The sequence below is a fragment of the Janthinobacterium sp. PSPC1-1 genome (assembly GCF_049897625.1).
In the GTDB taxonomy this organism is placed as follows: domain Bacteria; phylum Pseudomonadota; class Gammaproteobacteria; order Burkholderiales; family Burkholderiaceae_D; genus Janthinobacterium; species Janthinobacterium tructae.
This window is the reverse complement of sequence record NZ_JAFCWP010000001.1, coordinates 515,911-532,201: the sequence shown is the minus strand read 5'-3', so window position 1 is coordinate 532,201 and position 16,291 is coordinate 515,911. Positions and strand designations below refer to the sequence as shown.

The following is a 16,291-nucleotide window of genomic DNA, read 5'->3' as shown; positions in this document are numbered from 1 at the left end:
GGGCAAGGCAGGCGGCGCACAACGCCGCGCGGCCGCACCATCAGTGTGCCTGTCAGGCGGCGGCCTTGTCAGCCTTGGCCTTGTCTTCCGGCACCGTACCGCCAATCGCTTCCAGTTTGACCTGGATCAGTTGACGGCCTGGATTATTCTTGTCCGTCGCGGCTATCGCGGCCAGGTAGGCGGTGCGTGCATCGGCCAGCTTGTTTTGCGCCACCAGGATGTCGCCCTTGCGGTCGGCCACGGCGCCGGCAAATTGCGCCACGGAAGCCGTCGCCAGCACTTTCAACGCTTCATCGTAAGCTTTTTCGTCCAGCAAGACACCGGCCAGGCGCAGCTTGGCGATGGCCTTGTACTCTTCCGTGCCATGCTCGGCTACCCATTGCAGCTGGGTCTTGGCCGTTTTCAGGTCATTCGCGTCGAACGCCACCTTGGCCGCGGCCAGCGCGCTCATCTGCGCATACGCCGTGCCGCTGAAACGCGATTGCATGTCGCCGGCCGCGCGCATCACTTTGACCGTGTCCTTGGCGGCGATGGCGTTTTGCAGTTCGTCGTACAGCTGGCCCGCTTGCGCAGCCTGCGTGCGCTGGTAGTACTGCCAGCCAGCCCAGCCGCTATAGCCTGCCAGCGCCACGATCAAGACCCAGGAGGTCAGATTGCCATTGCGCTGCCACCAGGCCTTCAGGGTTGCCAGTTGTTCTTGTTCTTCGTGATCGTATGCCATGGGTCGTCAGTTTTAATGAGTAGTTGATCGAGGGTAGTACGGTCTTGCTTCAAATCAATGGTGGTGATGCACGTGGCCGCCAGGACCGTGGTCGTGGCCGCAATCGTGGTCGCCGATGATCTGGTCCACCACGTAATCGACGACATCGTCGAACGGCACCGTGCTCTGCTGCGCGCCTGCATCGGCTTCGCGCATGGCTTTCACCGTAGCGACGTTATTGGCGATTTCATCGTCGCCCATGATCACGGCGAACGCCGCGCCGCTGGCATCGGCCTTTTTCATTTGCGTCTTGAAGCTGCCGCCGCCGTTGCTCGCTGCGCAATGTAGCACAACGTCGAGGCCCGCATCGCGAATCCGCTCGGCCAGCACGAAAGCTTGCAAGCCTGCCTGCTCGCCCTGGTGCACCAGATACACGTCGCACTGGGCCGGCGCTTCCGGCTCAGCCGCATCCTTCATCAGCAGCACCAGGCGTTCGACGCCCATGCCGAAACCGACGGCTGGCGTCGATTTACCACCGAACATTTCCACCATGCCGTCATAGCGGCCACCGGCGCACACCGTGCCTTGCGCGCCCAGCTTGTCGCTGACCCACTCGAACACCGTGCGGTTGTAGTAATCGAGGCCGCGCACCAGGCGTGGATTGATGGTGAACGGGATATTGTTGTGGTTCAAGATCTTCTGCACGCCGTGGAAGTGGGCCAGCGATTCCTCGCCCAGGTAGTCCAGCAGCTTCGGCGCGCCATTGACCAGGTCCTGCATGGCAGGATTCTTGGTGTCGAGGATGCGCAGCGGATTGCTGTGCAGGCGGCGCTTGGCTTCTTCGTCGAGCAGCTCGCTGTGGCTTTCCAGGTAGGAGATCAGGTCGGCGCGGTGGCGCAGGCGCTCGTCCGCGTCGCCGATCGAGTTCAGTTCCAGGCGGATGCCTTCCAGGCCCAGGTCATCCCACAGGCGGCGCGACAGCATGATGATCTCGGCGTCGATATCCGGGCCCGTAAAACCGATGGCTTCCACGCCGAACTGGTGGAACTGGCGATAGCGGCCCTTTTGCGGGCGCTCGTGGCGGAACATCTGACCCTTGTACCACAGGCGTTTCGGGCCTTCGTAGACGAGGTTGTGCTCGACCACGGCGCGCACCACGCCGGCCGTGCCTTCAGGACGCAGGGTCAGGTTGTCGCCGTTCATCGAATCGGTGAACGAGTACATTTCCTTTTCCACGATATCGGTCACGGCGCCGATGGCGCGCGCGAACAATTTCGTTTCTTCCACGATCGGCGTGCGGATCTGCTGAAAACCGTAGCTTTGCAGCACGGACTGCGCCGTATTTTCAAACAATTCCCACAGCGGGGCGTCAGCGGGCAGCACGTCATTCATGCCTTTCACGCCGGTAATTTTCTCTGCTTTTTTATTTTCGGACATAGTGTTCTTCTTTGCTTTAACTTGATTGTCGGATTACGCGCGTAGCGCTAATCCGACCTACGCTGCTGCGCCATAATGGCTTTTAACATAATTGAGGACGATGTCCTGGAATTCCTCGACGATGCGTTCGCCGCGCAGGGTGATGACTTTTTCGCCGTCGACAAACACGGGCGCGGCTGGCGACTCGCCCGTGCCGGGCAGGCTGATGCCGATGTTCGCATGCTTCGATTCGCCGGGGCCGTTGACGATGCAGCCCATGACGGCCACGTTCATCGCTTCCACGCCCGGATACGATATCTTCCATTCCGGCATCTGCTCGCGCAGATACGTCTGAATGTTGTCGGCCAGTTCCTGGAAAGTGGTCGACGTCGTGCGGCCACAGCCCGGACAGGCGATCACCATCGGCGCGAACTTGCGCAAGCCCATGGTTTGCAAAATTTCCTGGCCGACGATGACTTCGCGCGTGCGGTCGCCGCCCGGTTCAGGCGTGAGCGAGATGCGGATGGTGTCGCCGATGCCCTCTTGCAGCAGCACGGACAGCGCCGCGGTGGACGCCACGATACCCTTGCTGCCCATGCCCGCTTCCGTCAGGCCCAGATGCAGCGGATAGTCGCAGCGCTGCGCCAGCTCGCGGTACACGGCGATCAGGTCTTGCACGCCAGAGACCTTGCACGACAGGATGATCTTGTCGCGGCCCAGGCCCAGCTCCTCGGCGCGCACGGCATTTTCAATCGCCGACGTCACCAGCGCTTCGTACATGACGGCTTGCGCCGGCCATGGGTCGCTGCGGCCCGCGTTTTCGTCCATGATGCGCGCCAACAAGGCTTGATCCAGGCTGCCCCAGTTCACGCCGATGCGCACCGGCTTGTCGTACTTGCAAGCCGCTTCGATCATTTGCGCAAATTGCGTGTCGCGCTTGGCGCCCTTGCCCACGTTACCCGGATTGATGCGGTACTTCGACAGCGCGCGCGCGCAATCGGGGTAGTCGTTGAGCAGGGTGTGGCCGTTATAGTGAAAATCGCCCACCAGCGGCACGTCGATGTCCATCTTGTCGAGCTGCTCGCGGATATACGGCACGGCCGCAGCCGCTTCCGGACGGTCCACCGTCAGGCGCACCAGTTCCGAACCGGCACGCGCCAGTTCCTTGATCTGGATCGCCGTGCCGATGGCGTCGGCGGTATCCGTGTTCGTCATCGACTGCACCACCACGGGGGCATCGCCGCCCACCCAGATCTGGCGCTGGCCGTGCGCGATCAGCACCTTGCGGCTGTCGCGGCGGCCGGAAGGACCGGAGCCGATCGCTGTTTTCGAGGTAGCCATAATATTATCTTCTGAGTTTGCTTGAACGGTTACTGCAATTATTTGATGCTGACACGGGAAATCGTGCCACCGGCAACGGTCGGCAGATCCAGTTTGGCACCGCGCAAGGTTGCCTGCACGGCACCCGGCTTGCCCACCACCAGGGTGGCCGGTCCCGCGATATCGAACGTTTCCGTGCTGCCCGCCTTGACCATGCGCGAAATTAGCGGCGAGCTGCCTGGGCGGCGGATTTCCACCCAGGAATCCTGCTCCACCTTCAACACCAGCGTATTCGCGCCTACGGCAGCGGCGGCAACGGGCGGCGTGACGGCGGCCGTCGTCGCTGGCGGCGTCGCCGGAGCAGCTGCTGGCGGCACGGCGGCGGCAGGCGCCGAAGCCACGTTGTTGGCAGGCGCGCCCGTCTGCGTATCGTTGCCTGGCGGCGGCGGCACGGAAATCAGCGGCACGGACGGCGACTGCACGGGCGTCAAGTCCTGGCCCGGCTTGATCAGGGTCGTTTCCACGGGCCCCACGTCCGCATGCGCGGTTTCTTTCTCGGCGTGCGAGGACAACAGGCTGGCCGGTACATAGCCGAGCTTGTAAGCGCCAAAGGCGGCGGCCACGACGAGGGCCACGGCGCCGGCGATCCAGAGGGGAGTCTGGTTCGACGAGCGCTGCGTCATCGACGGGAAGCGCGATTCGGAAAACGTGGCGGAAATCTCGCGCCGCACGGGCGCGACAGCCGGGTCTTGCGCCGGCGCCGGATGCACTTCGATCATGGCCACCAGCGGCGCCGCGTCGAGCTTGACCACCTTGGCATAGGCGCGCACGAAACCGCGCACCACGGCCAGGTTCGGCAAGGCTGCCATGTCGCCCGCTTCCAGCGCGATCACCTGGCGCGTCGCCAGCTTGAGCTGGTCGGCCACCTGCTCCACCGGCCAGCCCAGCGCTTCGCGCTGCGCCTTCAACTGTGCGCCTGCCAACGCAAGATTGCCCTGGGGCTGCTGCTGAGGCGTTTCTGCCCACTCTGAATTCATTGGTATCCCTGTCTCACTCATCAAACGCCCCATTTTGATAAGCAGCATATTCGGGGGAGCCGGCATGGTGGTTGCGCAAATGCGCCCCCAGGCCAGCTTCCGCACCCGCATCCCCGAGCTTATGCTGCACCTTGATCCCGAGCCACAGCACATCGGCCGTCTGGCTCTCCATTGTCGCTACTTTACCGAGCAGCTCAAGGTAATGAGCCGCTTGCCGGTAGTCTTGCTGTTGGTAATACACGCGCACCAGGCCGGCATAGGTGATTGCCGCACCAGGTGCGATGCGCTCCGCCTTGAGCCAATAGCTGGCAGCGCGCGGGTAATCTTGCATGACCAGGCTGCACGCCGCAGCATTATGCAGCGCAAGTTCAGGCGTGCCATAGGCGGCATCTTGCAATGCGGCATCAAAATACGCCAACGACTGCGCCGCGCGCCCGGTCTGGCACAGAAACTGGCCATAATTATTGCTCAACTCGGGATTGTGGGGCGCGAGGCGCAATGCGTAAAGAAAATCTTTTTCGGCAGCCACAGGTTGGCGCAGGGCAGCAAAAATCAGGGCGCGCATGCCGCGTACCTGGGCGTTGTCCGGCACCAGCTGCACCGCCTGCTCCGCTTCGGCCAACGCCACCACAAACTGGCCTTGCATATAATAGGCGCTGGCCAGCTGCAAGCGCAAGGCGGCACGCTGCTCGACAGATGCGGCTTGCTCCTTGTCTGCGGTGGAAGCACAGCCGGCCAGCAGCACGCCCAGGCTGACAACAGCCGCGGCAAGTACGCCAGGATAAGCCATGCTTCCCCGCATCAGGAGCGGATCTCCACGATCTTGCCGAAATTGGCGCCGAATTTCTGTTGATACTCGGTCATCTTTTCCATGCGTTCCTGCACCCGCGTGCGGTCCTTGACTTCGCCGGCCAATTGGCCGCAGGCCGCATCGATATCGTCGCCGCGCGTCTTGCGCACGGTGGTGATGATGCCGCCATCCATCAGCACCTGGGCAAACGCCTTGATGCGCGGGTTTTTCGAGCGGAACAGGCCCGACTCGGGAAACGGGTTGAACGGGATCAGGTTGAACTTGCAGTTCACACCGAACTCACGATCTTGCACCAGCGCCAGCAGTTCGTGCGCGTGCTCGTCGCTGTCGTTGACGCCATCGAGCATGCAGTATTCGAAGGTAATGAAATCGCGTGGGGCGAATTCCAGGTAGCGCTTGCAGGCCGCCATCAATTCCTTCAGCGGGTATTTCTTGTTCAGTGGAATCAAACCATCGCGCAAGGCATCGTTCGAGGCGTGCAGCGAGACGGCCAGGGCCACCGGCACTTCCTGCGACAACTTGTCCATCATCGGTACGACGCCCGAGGTCGACAAGGTCACGCGGCGGCGCGACAAGCCGTAGGCGTTATCGTCGAGCATCAATTTCAGGGCCGTGACGGTCGGTTCAAAATTCAGCAGGGGCTCGCCCATGCCCATCATCACCACGTTGGTGATCTGGCGCTCGCCTTTCGGGCCCGGTTCGATGCCCTTGGTGCGGCGCAATTCGAATTCCGCCATCCACAGCTGGCCGATGATTTCGCCAACGCTGAGGTTGCGGTTGAAGCCCTGCTTGCCCGTCGAGCAGAAGCGGCAGTTCACGGCGCAGCCGGCCTGGGTCGAGATACACAGGGTGCCGCGGTTTTCTTCCGGAATGAACACGGTTTCCACGGCATTGCCATTGCCCACGTCGACCAGCCACTTGCGCGTGCCGTCCGTCGACGTGTGGTCGCTGATGATGGCCGGGGCACGCACTTCGGCGCGCGTGGCCAGCTTGTCGCGCAGCGACTTGGCCAGGTCCGTCATGGCGTCGAAATCGGAAGCGCCGAACTGGTGTATCCAACGTTGCAATTGTTTCGCACGAAACGGTTTCTCTCCCAACTCGGCGCAATAGGCGATGAGTTGCGCGGGATCGAGGTCCAGCAAGTTGGTGAGGGTCGTCGTATTCATGATCATGTCTATTCTAAAAATCCGTCCCCGCGCGCATCAGGAGCAAAAACTCCACAGCGCAGCGGGAACAGGGGGTGATAAGTTATTTCACAGATAACGCCAGGAAATAACGTTATCTAAGGCAATTAAGCCTTCAGTTCTGGGAAGAAGTAAGCGATTTCCACTTTAGCAGCTTCGACAGCGTCGGAACCGTGTACGGCGTTGGCGTCGATCGAATCGGCGAAATCGGCGCGGATCGTGCCTTTTTCTGCTTTCTTCGGATCGGTCGCGCCCATCAGGTCACGGTGGGCCAGAACGGCGTTTTCGCCTTCCAGGGCTTGGATCATGACGGGACCGGAAACCATGAAGTCGACCAGATCTTTGAAGAAGCCGCGTTCTTTGTGCGCTGCGTAGAAGCCTTCAGCTTGTTCGCGCGACAGTTGGGTCATGCGTGCTGCAACGATTTTCAGGCCAGCGTTTTCAAAACGGGTGTAGATTTGACCGATTACGTTTTTTGCAACTGCGTCTGGTTTGATGATCGACAGGGTGCGTTCGATTGCCATGTGTGAAAACTCCAATAAAAAGTAAGGTTTAAAACGGTAAATTGATAACTCAATCAACCTTTGATTTTACCATACTCCACCCCATATCACCCAGACAGACAGGGGGCATGCTTCCCTGCCGCTTGAGTTTAATGAAATCTTAAGCTGCTTTTTTGGCAAATTCCGGCCCTCATGCTATCCTTGGGTAAAGCAGTAATTTGAATTGACAACACGGAGGCACTATGAATCAGAACATGCAACGCACCTTTGACCTGTCGGGGGGCATGCAGCAAGTCCGCCACCAGGTCTTGCGCAACACTTACTGGCTGCTGGCACTGTCCATGATACCGACCGTGCTGGGCGCCTTCATCGGCGTGCAAATGCACTTGCCGATGCTGACCGGCGGCATGGGCTTCATCATCTTCATGGCCGTCGCATTCGGCTTCATGTACGCGATTGAAAAGACCAAGAACTCGGGCCTGGGCGTCGCCGTCCTGCTGGGCTTCACCTTCTTCATGGGCCTGATGCTCACGCCAATCCTGACGCGCACGCTCGGCTACTCGAACGGCGGCATGCTGATCATGACGGCATTCGGCGGCACGGCCACCATCCTGGCCGTGATGGCGACGATCGCCACCGTGTCGAAGCGCGACTTCTCGGCCATGGGCAAATGGCTGTTCGCCGGCGTGATCGTGCTGATCCTGGCATCGGTGGCGAACATCTTCCTGGGCCTGTCGGCACTGTCGATCGTGATCTCCATGGTCGCCATCGCCATCTTCTCGGCCTACATCCTGTATGACGTGCAGCAAATCATCAACGGCGGCGAGACCAACTACATCTCGGCCACCCTGCGCATCTACCTGGACGTGTACAACATCTTCACCAGCCTGCTCTCTTTGCTGGGTTTCGCTGGCGGCAGCCGCGACTAATCGCTAACGCAAAAACGCCCAGGGCAGCGTTGCAGTGCCTAGCCGTACTAGTCGTACTGTCTTCGGCACCGCGCCTTGCCCTGAACGTTTTATGCACTGCGATGAAAAAGAGAAAAGCCGACCCTCGGGTCGGCTTTTTTACGTCTGCAGCATCTACTTGATCTTCTCCGCCACTTCGCGCAGGCAGGCGCGGGCGCGGTCCAGGGTCGGATTGTCGCGCTGGGCCGCATACACGGCGTAGGCGGAATGCGAGAACTCGGGCGCGTCGCGCACGCGATACAGCAGGCCCGCATCGAGGTAAGGTTGCGCGCTGCCGATGCGAAAGTAACTGGCGCCGCCCACTTCCAGCAGGTACACGAGGGCCAGCGGCCCCAGCGAAATCGACACGGGCGGGCTGCTCAGCTCCGGGTATGCCGCCTGGTGGTTGGCCGCGAAGCTGGGTCCCCAGTCCACATACACATACGTATCGGCATGCATCTGCCCGTCGGCGCGTGTGGTCACCATCACCAGCTTTTCCTCGGCCAGCAATTCGCTGGCCAGGCCCGGGCGCTGCGGCGGGTTGTACAGCACGGCCAGGTCGAGCGAACCGTCGTGCACGGCGTCGAGCAGGCGCGCGGGACTGTCGACTTCCGCGCGCAAGGCGATCTCGGGGCAATCGCGGCTCATGCGTATCAGCCAGTCACCGAGCATCGGCTGCCACAGGCTCAGTTCGCAGCCGATGCTGACGGCATCGTCGCGCCCCGGCGGCAAGGCCACTTGGTGGCGCGCCCGCTCCCACACCTGCACCATGGTGGCCGCGTGGCGCATGAAGCGCTCGCCGGCCGACGTCAGGCGGGCGCCCGCCTTGTTACGCACGAACAACTGGCGCCCCAGTTGCTGCTCCAGGGAGCGGATGCGGGCGCTGACGGCCGTTTGCGTCACGTGCATGCGCTCGGCCGCCATGATGAAGCTGCCGCAGGAAGCCACTTCCAGGAAGGTACGCGCTTGATTGATATCCATCAAGCCATGATATCAGCTGCCGCGCATATCAACTGACACGCTCATAACCACCCAATACGCCCTGCTTCGACAAGACCCATTGCCACAGCTGCAAGTCGCGCGCACGGAAGGCACCGGCGCAAGACAGCAAATAATACGACCACATGCGATGGAAGCGCTCGCCCAGCTGGGCGGAAAACTGCGGCCACGCCTGCTCAAAATTGGCGTGCCAGGCCATCAGGGTCTTGTCGTAGTCGGCGCCGAAGTTGTGCAGATCCTCGGCCACAAACAGATCGTCCATGGCGTCGCCGATTTGCCCGATCGACGGCAAGTCGCCATTCGGGAAGATGTATTTGTCGATCCACGGGTCGCACGCGGATTGGCGCTTGTTCTTGCCGATCGTGTGCAACAGGAACAGGCCGTCGTCTTCCAGGCAGCGGTGCGCCACCTCCATGAAGGTGCGGTGATTCTTGTGACCCACGTGCTCGAACATGCCGATGCTGACGATGCGGTCGAATTTTTCATCGGTGTCGCGGTAATCCTGCAGGCGGAAATCCAACTTGTCTCCACCCGGCATGCCGCGCGCGTACGCAACCTGCTCTTGCGAAATGGTCACTCCCACGCACTGCACCTGGTATTTTTCCGCCGCATACCGCATGAAACTGCCCCAGCCGCAGCCGATGTCGAGCACGCGCATGCCCGGCTCCAGCCTGAGCTTGCGGCAGATCAGATCGAGCTTGGCTTCCTGCGCCTCGGCCAGATTGGCCGCATCCTTCCAGTAGCCGCAGGTATAGGTCATGCGCGCATCGAGCATGGCCGCATAGAAGGCGTTGCCCAAGTCGTAGTGTTCCCTGCCCACCATCCACGCGCGGCGCTCCGTCTGCAGGTTGAACAGGCGCGCAGTCAGCGCATGCAAGGCCAGGCGCATCGGGCGCACGTCGTCGGCCACCCGGGCGCGCAGCAGGTGGCAAAAGAATTCATCGAGCTGCTTCGCATCCCAGTCGCCGTCCATGTACGCTTCGCCCAGGCCCAGGTTGCCGCTGGCGAAAGCCCGCTCGGGCACGCCCGGTTTGCGCAGCTGCATGTCCCAGGCTGCGCGCCCATTCAGGTGGATGCCGGCCCTGGCCAGCAGTTCGGCCGCTTCGCGCGTCAGCCGCGTGTCCAGGTTGAGTCTCGCCGTTTGCTGCAACTGCATTCGTGCTTGTGTCGTTTGCTGCGTGTTCATGCCCTGCCGCCTCCAGATGGTTGTGGGTGCTGGCGCGCCGGCACGTCATTCAGATGCCCGGCGGCGCAGCAGCCATAAAATTATCCGCCCGCCATGGCCATCTGGATAATGAAACATCATGGTCATTCATATCAAAATAATTGCTGCAAAATGATTTCAATAAATTATTTTATGGAAATATCTTATACAAGATACCTACCGTAGAATGAAAAAAGCCACCCGTAAGGCGGCTGTTCGCGGCAAGTAAGCCTTGCGATCAAAAGTCGTGATTCGGTGGATACTTGCTGTAAAAATCGTTATCCCATTTGAAGTTGGTAAACGCCACCGTCATCGATATGTCCAGCGCTTCGACAAAATGCCAGCAGCCGACGGGCAAAAACAGGATTTCGCCCGGCGCCAGCACGCATTCGCGCACCTGCACGTCGGCCATCAGCGGATAGCGCTGCAAGTCGATATCGCACCCGTCGACGGGGGTAAAGCAGTGGCGCTGGTTGTACACGCGCGCCACTTCGCAAGCGGCCATGATGCGCAGCCGCTTGCGCCCTTTTACCTGTGCCATGAAGTTGTTCGTCAGGTCGTGGTGGAACGGCGTCACGGTGCCGGCCGGACCAAACCATAAGAATCCCGTGCGGCCGCCATCGGGCTTCAGGTATTCGGGCAGCTGGCCGATATCGTCCCACAGCTCGCGCAGCGCCTGCCGGTTTTGCGAATTGTTGTTCGCTGTCATATAGAAATCGTTGGTCGTACCGCTGCTCTCGACCAGGCTGGCGTACTCGCCAAAGGCCATCTTGCGCTTGTGCGCCACGCTGTTCATTTCGTACTGGGCGTCCGCTTCGCGGCCGAACTGCACTTCCACCTCGCGCTGTGCGTAGTGTTCGCGGAAATATGCCGGACTCCATTTTCGGAGCGCCGGCCAGTCATCCAGCATGCCGGTGATGATCACGGGCTGATTGGTGGAATAATATTCGTCGAGGAATTCCTGCGCGGACAGTCTCTCGCGGCGGGGAATTTCGGGCGGGCGCAACTGGTTCAGCTTGCGCTGGATGTCGATCACCCAGTCGCGCTTGGCCAGGCGGTTCGACAGGCGCACGGCGCCGGCAAGATACGGGCTATGCAACGCCAGTTCGATTTCGCGGCGCGCCAGGGGCTCCGCGATGCCGGCCTGTTGCAGCACCGGCATCAGCGCCGACGGATGGCTGCCCAGCATGAGGTTTTCCGCGATCCAGCTGCGCCATTCGCGGCTCAGCTCCTGCTCCAGCTGCTTTGCTCCCAATGTCGATACGGCTGCCATTATCTGTCTCCTTTTTATATGCATCAGCGGCCGGACAGCATGCACCGTCCGGCCGCGCCCTACCCTAACGACGCATTACCGTACTTTCCACACCTCCGTCGCCAGCACGCCATTCGCGTCGCCATCGAGTTCCCACGAGAACGCGCCGCGCAAGCCCTGGTCCTTCACGTACTTCACCTTGGTGCCGATGACGGTCGGGTCGTCATAGCTCCACCACTGACCACCCGCGCCCGTGTACAGGTACAGCTGCTTGGTCACGGGATGGTAATAGCGCGTGCCGGTCTTGGCGACGAGGATTTTATAGTCCTCGATGCCCGACTCGTAGGTGCCCGGCGCCGTGCCCGTGGCCGTCTGGTACAGGCCATCGCCGTTCGGTCCTGGCGCCACGCCCGTCCAGCCGCGGCCATAGAACGGAATGCCCAGCAGCAGCTTGTCGCGCGGCACGCCGGCGGCAATCATGTATTGCACCGCCTTGTCGCCCACGTATTCGCGCGCCATGCCCGTCGACGGATCGGCAGGGTCGGCAAACAGCTGGGCGTTGAAGTTGGTACTCGTTTCCCAGCCGCCGTGGAAGTCGTAGGTCATCAGGTTGATCCAATCCATGTACTGCGAGTACAGGGCAGGTTCCGTGTTGTCGATCTTGTCCTTGCCGGCACCGACGGCCGCCGTCAACAGGTAGCGCTTGCCGTTGGCGGCACCCAGCGCATCGAGCTGGCTGCGGAATTCCGCCATCAGCAAGGTGAAATTGCGCTTGTCGTTGGGGCTGACCGTGTTGTACGGCTGGCCGCCGCCCACCGGATACTCCCAGTCGATGTCGATGCCGTCAAAGATGTTGGCCGCCGCACCCGCGCCGCCGCGCCCGCCCTGCACCGGCAAGTTGCCCTTGATGTAGATATCGATGCAGGAACGCACCATCTGCTTGCGCAGCGCATCGGTGGCCGAACCGACGGAGAAGTTCTTCGACCAGCTCCAGCCGCCCAGCGAGATGAACAATTTCAGGTTCGGGTGCGCCGCCTTCAGTTTTTTCAGCTGCAGGAAATTGCCCGACAATGGAGCGTCCCATGGGATGGCCTGGCCATCGACGGTGCGCTTCGGCGTGCGGATGTAGTCGGCCTCGGCATCGCCGCCCGTGCCCGCGTCCGGCGAATTCGGATTCGTCGCGCCCGGCTCCGTCTTGGTGATCATGGCGCACTCGTAGCCACCGTTTTTCGGATAAATGTTGCCGAAAGCGTAGTTGATAAAGGTCAGCTTGTCGGCCACGCCGCTGGAGTGCACGTTCGCCACTTCATAGTCGCGGCCATACACGCCCCACTGCGCAAAGTACGACCCCACTTCGCGGCCCGTTGGCGTTGGCGTTGGCGTCGGTGTTGGAGTCGGGGTTGGCGTTGGCGTCGGTGTTGGAGTCGGGGTTGGCGTTGGCGTCGGGGTAGGCGTGATGCTGCAGATCTCCTGACTGGTCCATGGCTTGCCCGTGCCGGCGGCGCCGCTGCTGGTCGACGGGTTGTCGCCCTGCGTCCAGTAGTTGGCACGGTAATTCGTGCCCGCATAGCTGACGGTGGCGCCCGCGCTGTAGGCCGTGCCGGCTGCCCATGCCAGCGCGCAAGTGCCGCCGGTTGGCGTCGGTGTCGGCGTTGGAGTGGGTGTCGGGGTTGGATTCGGCGTCGGCGTCGGGGTGGGCGTCGGGGTTGGGGTGGGAGTAGGCGTCGGGGTCGGCGTGGTGCCGCCGTCGCAGCTGCCGCCGGCGCTCCACAGGCTAGGCGTGGAGACGGGATTCCAACCCGAGCCCACGTGATCGGTCTGCGTCACCAGAGCCGTGTAGTTGGCGCCCAGGTAGCTGACTACCGTCCCCGCGTTATAGGTGCCACCCTCTTGCCATGGCACGCAGGCGACCACCGTGCTGGCCGCCAGCAATTGCGAGCCGCCTGGTGCGCTGGCGTCGCCACCGCCGCCGCATGCCGCCAGCACGCCACCACTGGCCAGACATACCATCATGTTCCTGATTGTTTTTTTGAGTATTAAATTTTCCACGCTGTCTCCTGTTCAGGTTTGCGGAAATACCACTCTGCTTCAATGAAAAGCTACCCTGTGATTTTGTTTTTTGCAGTTGCAAGAACAGCATGCTGCTGAAAAAATAGGCGGTCAAGTGGTTTTGAAGTGGCCTCAAAGTGGGCAATACCACTTCACGCAGAAAGCGCAGCGGCACAGGTAAACGGCGTGTTGTCCTACTGGACAATGAAAAAACGGCAGAGGGAGGATGCAAAAAGACGCTGGATCGGGAAAAGACAGACCAGTTTTATAACACGATGTAACTGGTATTGGGGGAGCTTGCTGTGCCATTCAATACAGCGGCAGCGGGTGCCTGCCTGGCCACCCGCCGTGTTTTCAATGCTTATTGCGCCAGATCAAACACTGCCATGGATTCCACGTGGGAAGTGTGTGGGAACATGTTCACCACGCCCGCCTTGCTCAGCACATAGCCCGCTTCCAGCGCCAGGATGCCGGCGTCGCGCGCCAGGGTCGACGGGCTGCACGAGACGTACACGATGCGTTTCGGCAGTAGGTCAGGACGCACTTGCGACAGGCCGACCAGCGCCTGGCACAGGGCCATGGCGCCATCGCGGGGCGGGTCGACGAGGATGCGATCAAAACGGCCCAAGGCGATCAGGTCGTCCGTCGTGACTTCGAACAGGTTGCGCGTCGAGAACGAGGTTTTTTCCGCCAGGCCATTGGCCAGCGCGTTTTCCAACGCCCGTTCCGTCAGGGTGGTGCTGCCTTCGATGCCCACCACTGCGCTGCATTGCGTGGCCAGCGGCAAGGTGAAATTGCCCAGGCCGCAGAACAGGTCGGCCACGCGGTCGGTCGGCTGCACTTCCAGCAAACGCAGGGCTTTCGACACCAGCACGCGGTTGATGTGGTGGTTCACCTGGGTAAAATCGACAGGCTTGAACGGCATCTTGACGCCGAATTCCGGCAGCAGGTAGTGCAATTGCTTGTCCAGCGGATAGAACGGCACGGCCGTTTCCGGCCCTTTCACCTGCAGCCACCATTGCACGCCGTACTCGTCGGCAAAGGCCTTCAATTTCGTTTCGTCGTCCGCCGTCAATGGCGCCATGATGCGCAAGACCATGGCGGTGACGTCCTCGCCCACGGCCAGCTCGATCTGCGGCATCTGTTCGAAGATCGACAGCGAAGCAATCAATCCACGCAGCGGCAGCAGCATGGCGGATATGTGCGGCGGCAAGATTTCGCAGCTATCCATGTCGGCGACGAAGGCCGATTTCTTTTCATGGAAGCCCACCAGCACGGCGTCTTTTTTCTTGACGTGGCGCACGGACAGGCGCGCGCGGTAGCGGTAGCCCCACGTCGGGCCATACATGGGGCGCATGATGCTTTGCGGACGCACCTTGCCGATATGCCACAGGTTGTCTTCCAGCACGCGCTGCTTGATCGCCACCTGCGCCGATGGTTCCAGGTGCTGCATCGAGCAGCCGCCGCAGTTATCGAAATGCTTGCACTTGGGCGTCACGCGCATGGACGATTCACGGTGCAGCACCGTCATGCGGGCCATTTCCCAGTTTTTCTTTTTCTTGAACGTCACAAAGCTGACGCGCTCGCCCGGCAATGCGCCTTCGACAAACACGACCTTGCCCGGCGAGCCGTCTTCGTTCTCAATATGGCCAACGCCACGGGCGTCCATGTCGAGCGATTTGATTTCGATGATATTTTCTTGCATAGCGATCAATAGGTAAGAGTGGGCCAGGACGCAGGGCCGCGCTGGAACTTGAAAGAATGGGGGAAAGGTCAGGCGCCGCGAGCGGGGCGTATGATAGCAGATGCGGCCCCGGAAATACCGGGACCGGGCGTCTTACAATAACGAGTCGCGCACCACGCCGCGTGCGGCCATGGCGCGCTTCAACTTAATCAGCGCTTCCTGCTGGATCTGGCGCACACGCTCACGCGTCACGCCCATTTCCTCGGCCAGGGTTTCCAGCGTGGCCGGATCGTCGTTGTCCAGGCCGAAACGGCGCATGATGACCACGCGCTGCTTGTCGGGCAGCTTGGTCAGCCAGTCGCGCACCAGCACCGTCATTTCATGGTGTTCCGCGCGCGCGTCGGGGCTGTCTTCGCTGGCGCCGGGCAGCATGTCCATCAGCGACGACTGCGGATCGTTGTCGAGCGGCGCGTCGAGCGAAGTCGCGTGCTCGGACAGGGCCAGGATATCCTGCACCTCTTCCACGGGACGGCCCACCAGGTGGGCGATGTCTTCCGCAGTGGCGTCCTTGCCATCGTGATGCTGGGCTTCCAGGTGGTATTTGCCGCGCAGAATCTGGTTCAGTTCGCGCACCATGTGCACGGGCAGGCGCACCGTACGCGCCTGGTTCATGATGGCGCGCTCGATGCTCTGGCGTATCCACCAGGTCGCATACGTGGAAAAACGGAACCCCCGTTCGGGCTCGAACTTGTCGATGGCCCGCATCAGGCCGATGTTGCCCTCCTCGATCATGTCGAGCAAGACCACGCCGCGGTTGATGTAATGCTTGGCGATCGACACGACCAGGCGCAGGTTGTGCTCGATCATGGTTTGCCGGGCTTCAAAATTGCCCTGCTTGGCGAGGGTGGCGTAATGCACCTCTTGCGCCGCCGTCAGCAATGGCCGCGTGCCGATCTGGTTCAGGTAGTGCTGCGTAGTATCGGTCGACAGCTCGGCCGCCAGCACCTTTTTCAGTTCATCGACACTTTCGACCAGCACGCTGACGCTGGCCACCTCGCCGCCCTCACCCGCATCGACGGCATCAATACCGTCGAGTTCGCCGGCATCGTCCGTCACGACTTCGTCTGCCCCGTCTCCCGGCAGTTCCGGCTCATCGTCCAGCTGATCGTGCGGCGCGTGTGTCAT

General features: G+C 61.4%; 14 protein-coding genes. 1 reads left to right on the top strand and 13 read right to left on the bottom strand.

All coding sequences use genetic code 11. The features are described 5' to 3' along the window. Window positions 1-52: 52 nt before the first annotated feature. The 7 genes from ACP7EG_RS02330 to ndk all read right to left on the bottom strand — a co-directional run bounded on the left by ACP7EG_RS02330 (window position 53) and on the right by ndk (window position 6,992). Window positions 53-721 carry a YfgM family protein gene (locus tag ACP7EG_RS02330; protein WP_426086262.1) on the bottom strand — a complete coding sequence of 223 codons (669 nt, stop codon included), beginning with the start codon at window positions 719-721 and terminating at the stop codon, window positions 53-55. A gap of 54 nt (window positions 722-775) precedes the next feature. Beyond that, entirely contained in the window at window positions 776-2,137 is a 1,362-nt protein-coding gene (gene hisS / locus ACP7EG_RS02325) for a histidine--tRNA ligase (RefSeq protein WP_426086260.1), read from the bottom strand. A gap of 57 nt (window positions 2,138-2,194) precedes the next feature. After that, complete coding sequence (gene ispG / locus ACP7EG_RS02320) at window positions 2,195-3,457, bottom strand: flavodoxin-dependent (E)-4-hydroxy-3-methylbut-2-enyl-diphosphate synthase (protein ID WP_426086259.1); 1,263 nt, start codon at window positions 3,455-3,457, stop codon at window positions 2,195-2,197. 38 nt (window positions 3,458-3,495) lie between these two features. Further along, window positions 3,496-4,419, bottom strand: a complete 924-nt coding sequence (locus ACP7EG_RS02315) for a helix-turn-helix domain-containing protein (protein WP_426086257.1) — start codon at window positions 4,417-4,419, stop codon at window positions 3,496-3,498. A gap of 67 nt (window positions 4,420-4,486) precedes the next feature. After that, window positions 4,487-5,218 (bottom strand): type IV pilus biogenesis/stability protein PilW, encoded by a 732-nt coding sequence (pilW, locus tag ACP7EG_RS02310; RefSeq protein WP_426086256.1) that lies wholly within the window; start codon window positions 5,216-5,218, stop codon window positions 4,487-4,489. A gap of 56 nt (window positions 5,219-5,274) precedes the next feature. After that, complete coding sequence (gene rlmN / locus ACP7EG_RS02305) at window positions 5,275-6,450, bottom strand: 23S rRNA (adenine(2503)-C(2))-methyltransferase RlmN (protein WP_071076956.1); 1,176 nt, start codon at window positions 6,448-6,450, stop codon at window positions 5,275-5,277. Window positions 6,451-6,575: 125 nt separating this feature from the next. Beyond that, window positions 6,576-6,992 (bottom strand): nucleoside-diphosphate kinase, encoded by a 417-nt coding sequence (ndk, locus tag ACP7EG_RS02300; protein WP_070223377.1) that lies wholly within the window; start codon window positions 6,990-6,992, stop codon window positions 6,576-6,578. 221 nt (window positions 6,993-7,213) lie between these two features. On the opposite strand from ndk, the gene ACP7EG_RS02295 reads away from it, so the two are divergent. Then, complete coding sequence (locus ACP7EG_RS02295; protein WP_034752039.1) at window positions 7,214-7,900, top strand: Bax inhibitor-1/YccA family protein; 687 nt, start codon at window positions 7,214-7,216, stop codon at window positions 7,898-7,900. 153 nt (window positions 7,901-8,053) lie between these two features. Here the strand turns inward: ACP7EG_RS02295 and ACP7EG_RS02290 are convergent, their stop codons facing one another. The 6 genes from ACP7EG_RS02290 to rpoS all read right to left on the bottom strand — a co-directional run bounded on the left by ACP7EG_RS02290 (window position 8,054) and on the right by rpoS (window position 16,291). Beyond that, window positions 8,054-8,899, bottom strand: coding sequence for a LysR family transcriptional regulator (locus tag ACP7EG_RS02290; RefSeq protein ID WP_426086255.1), 846 nt, complete (start codon window positions 8,897-8,899; stop codon window positions 8,054-8,056). 28 nt (window positions 8,900-8,927) lie between these two features. Further along, window positions 8,928-10,073, bottom strand: coding sequence for a cyclopropane fatty acyl phospholipid synthase (gene cfa, locus ACP7EG_RS02285; protein ID WP_426087121.1), 1,146 nt, complete (start codon window positions 10,071-10,073; stop codon window positions 8,928-8,930). Window positions 10,074-10,359: 286 nt separating this feature from the next. Then, complete coding sequence (locus tag ACP7EG_RS02280; RefSeq protein WP_426086253.1) at window positions 10,360-11,394, bottom strand: cupin-like domain-containing protein; 1,035 nt, start codon at window positions 11,392-11,394, stop codon at window positions 10,360-10,362. Between the two features lie 75 nt (window positions 11,395-11,469). After that, window positions 11,470-13,386, bottom strand: a complete 1,917-nt coding sequence (locus ACP7EG_RS02275) for a glycosyl hydrolase family 18 protein (protein WP_426086252.1) — start codon at window positions 13,384-13,386, stop codon at window positions 11,470-11,472. Window positions 13,387-13,783: 397 nt separating this feature from the next. Then, window positions 13,784-15,127 (bottom strand): 23S rRNA (uracil(1939)-C(5))-methyltransferase RlmD, encoded by a 1,344-nt coding sequence (gene rlmD, locus ACP7EG_RS02270; RefSeq protein ID WP_426086251.1) that lies wholly within the window; start codon window positions 15,125-15,127, stop codon window positions 13,784-13,786. A 132-nt stretch (window positions 15,128-15,259) separates the two neighbouring features. Beyond that, window positions 15,260-16,291, bottom strand: a complete 1,032-nt coding sequence (gene rpoS / locus ACP7EG_RS02265; RefSeq protein WP_071076272.1) for an RNA polymerase sigma factor RpoS — start codon at window positions 16,289-16,291, stop codon at window positions 15,260-15,262.

Bases quoted from the DNA above. Each gene is read 5' to 3' on its own strand.
- ACP7EG_RS02330 (WP_426086262.1), bottom strand. From the start codon at position 721: ATGGCATACGATCACGAAGAACAAGAACAACTGGCAACCCTGAAGGCC.
- hisS (WP_426086260.1), bottom strand. From the start codon at position 2,137: ATGTCCGAAAATAAAAAAGCAGAGAAAATTACCGGCGTGAAAGGCATG.
- ispG (WP_426086259.1), bottom strand. From the start codon at position 3,457: ATGGCTACCTCGAAAACAGCGATCGGCTCCGGTCCTTCCGGCCGCCGC.
- rlmN (WP_071076956.1), bottom strand. From the start codon at position 6,450: ATGAATACGACGACCCTCACCAACTTGCTGGACCTCGATCCCGCGCAA.
- ndk (WP_070223377.1), bottom strand. From the start codon at position 6,992: ATGGCAATCGAACGCACCCTGTCGATCATCAAACCAGACGCAGTTGCA.
- ACP7EG_RS02295 (WP_034752039.1), top strand. From the start codon at position 7,214: ATGAATCAGAACATGCAACGCACCTTTGACCTGTCGGGGGGCATGCAG.
- ACP7EG_RS02290 (WP_426086255.1), bottom strand. From the start codon at position 8,899: ATGGATATCAATCAAGCGCGTACCTTCCTGGAAGTGGCTTCCTGCGGC.
- cfa (WP_426087121.1), bottom strand. From the start codon at position 10,073: ATGCAGTTGCAGCAAACGGCGAGACTCAACCTGGACACGCGGCTGACG.
- ACP7EG_RS02280 (WP_426086253.1), bottom strand. From the start codon at position 11,394: ATGGCAGCCGTATCGACATTGGGAGCAAAGCAGCTGGAGCAGGAGCTG.
- ACP7EG_RS02275 (WP_426086252.1), bottom strand. From the start codon at position 13,386: ATGATGGTATGTCTGGCCAGTGGTGGCGTGCTGGCGGCATGCGGCGGC.
- rlmD (WP_426086251.1), bottom strand. From the start codon at position 15,127: ATGCAAGAAAATATCATCGAAATCAAATCGCTCGACATGGACGCCCGT.
- rpoS (WP_071076272.1), bottom strand. From the start codon at position 16,291: ATGACACACGCGCCGCACGATCAGCTGGACGATGAGCCGGAACTGCCG.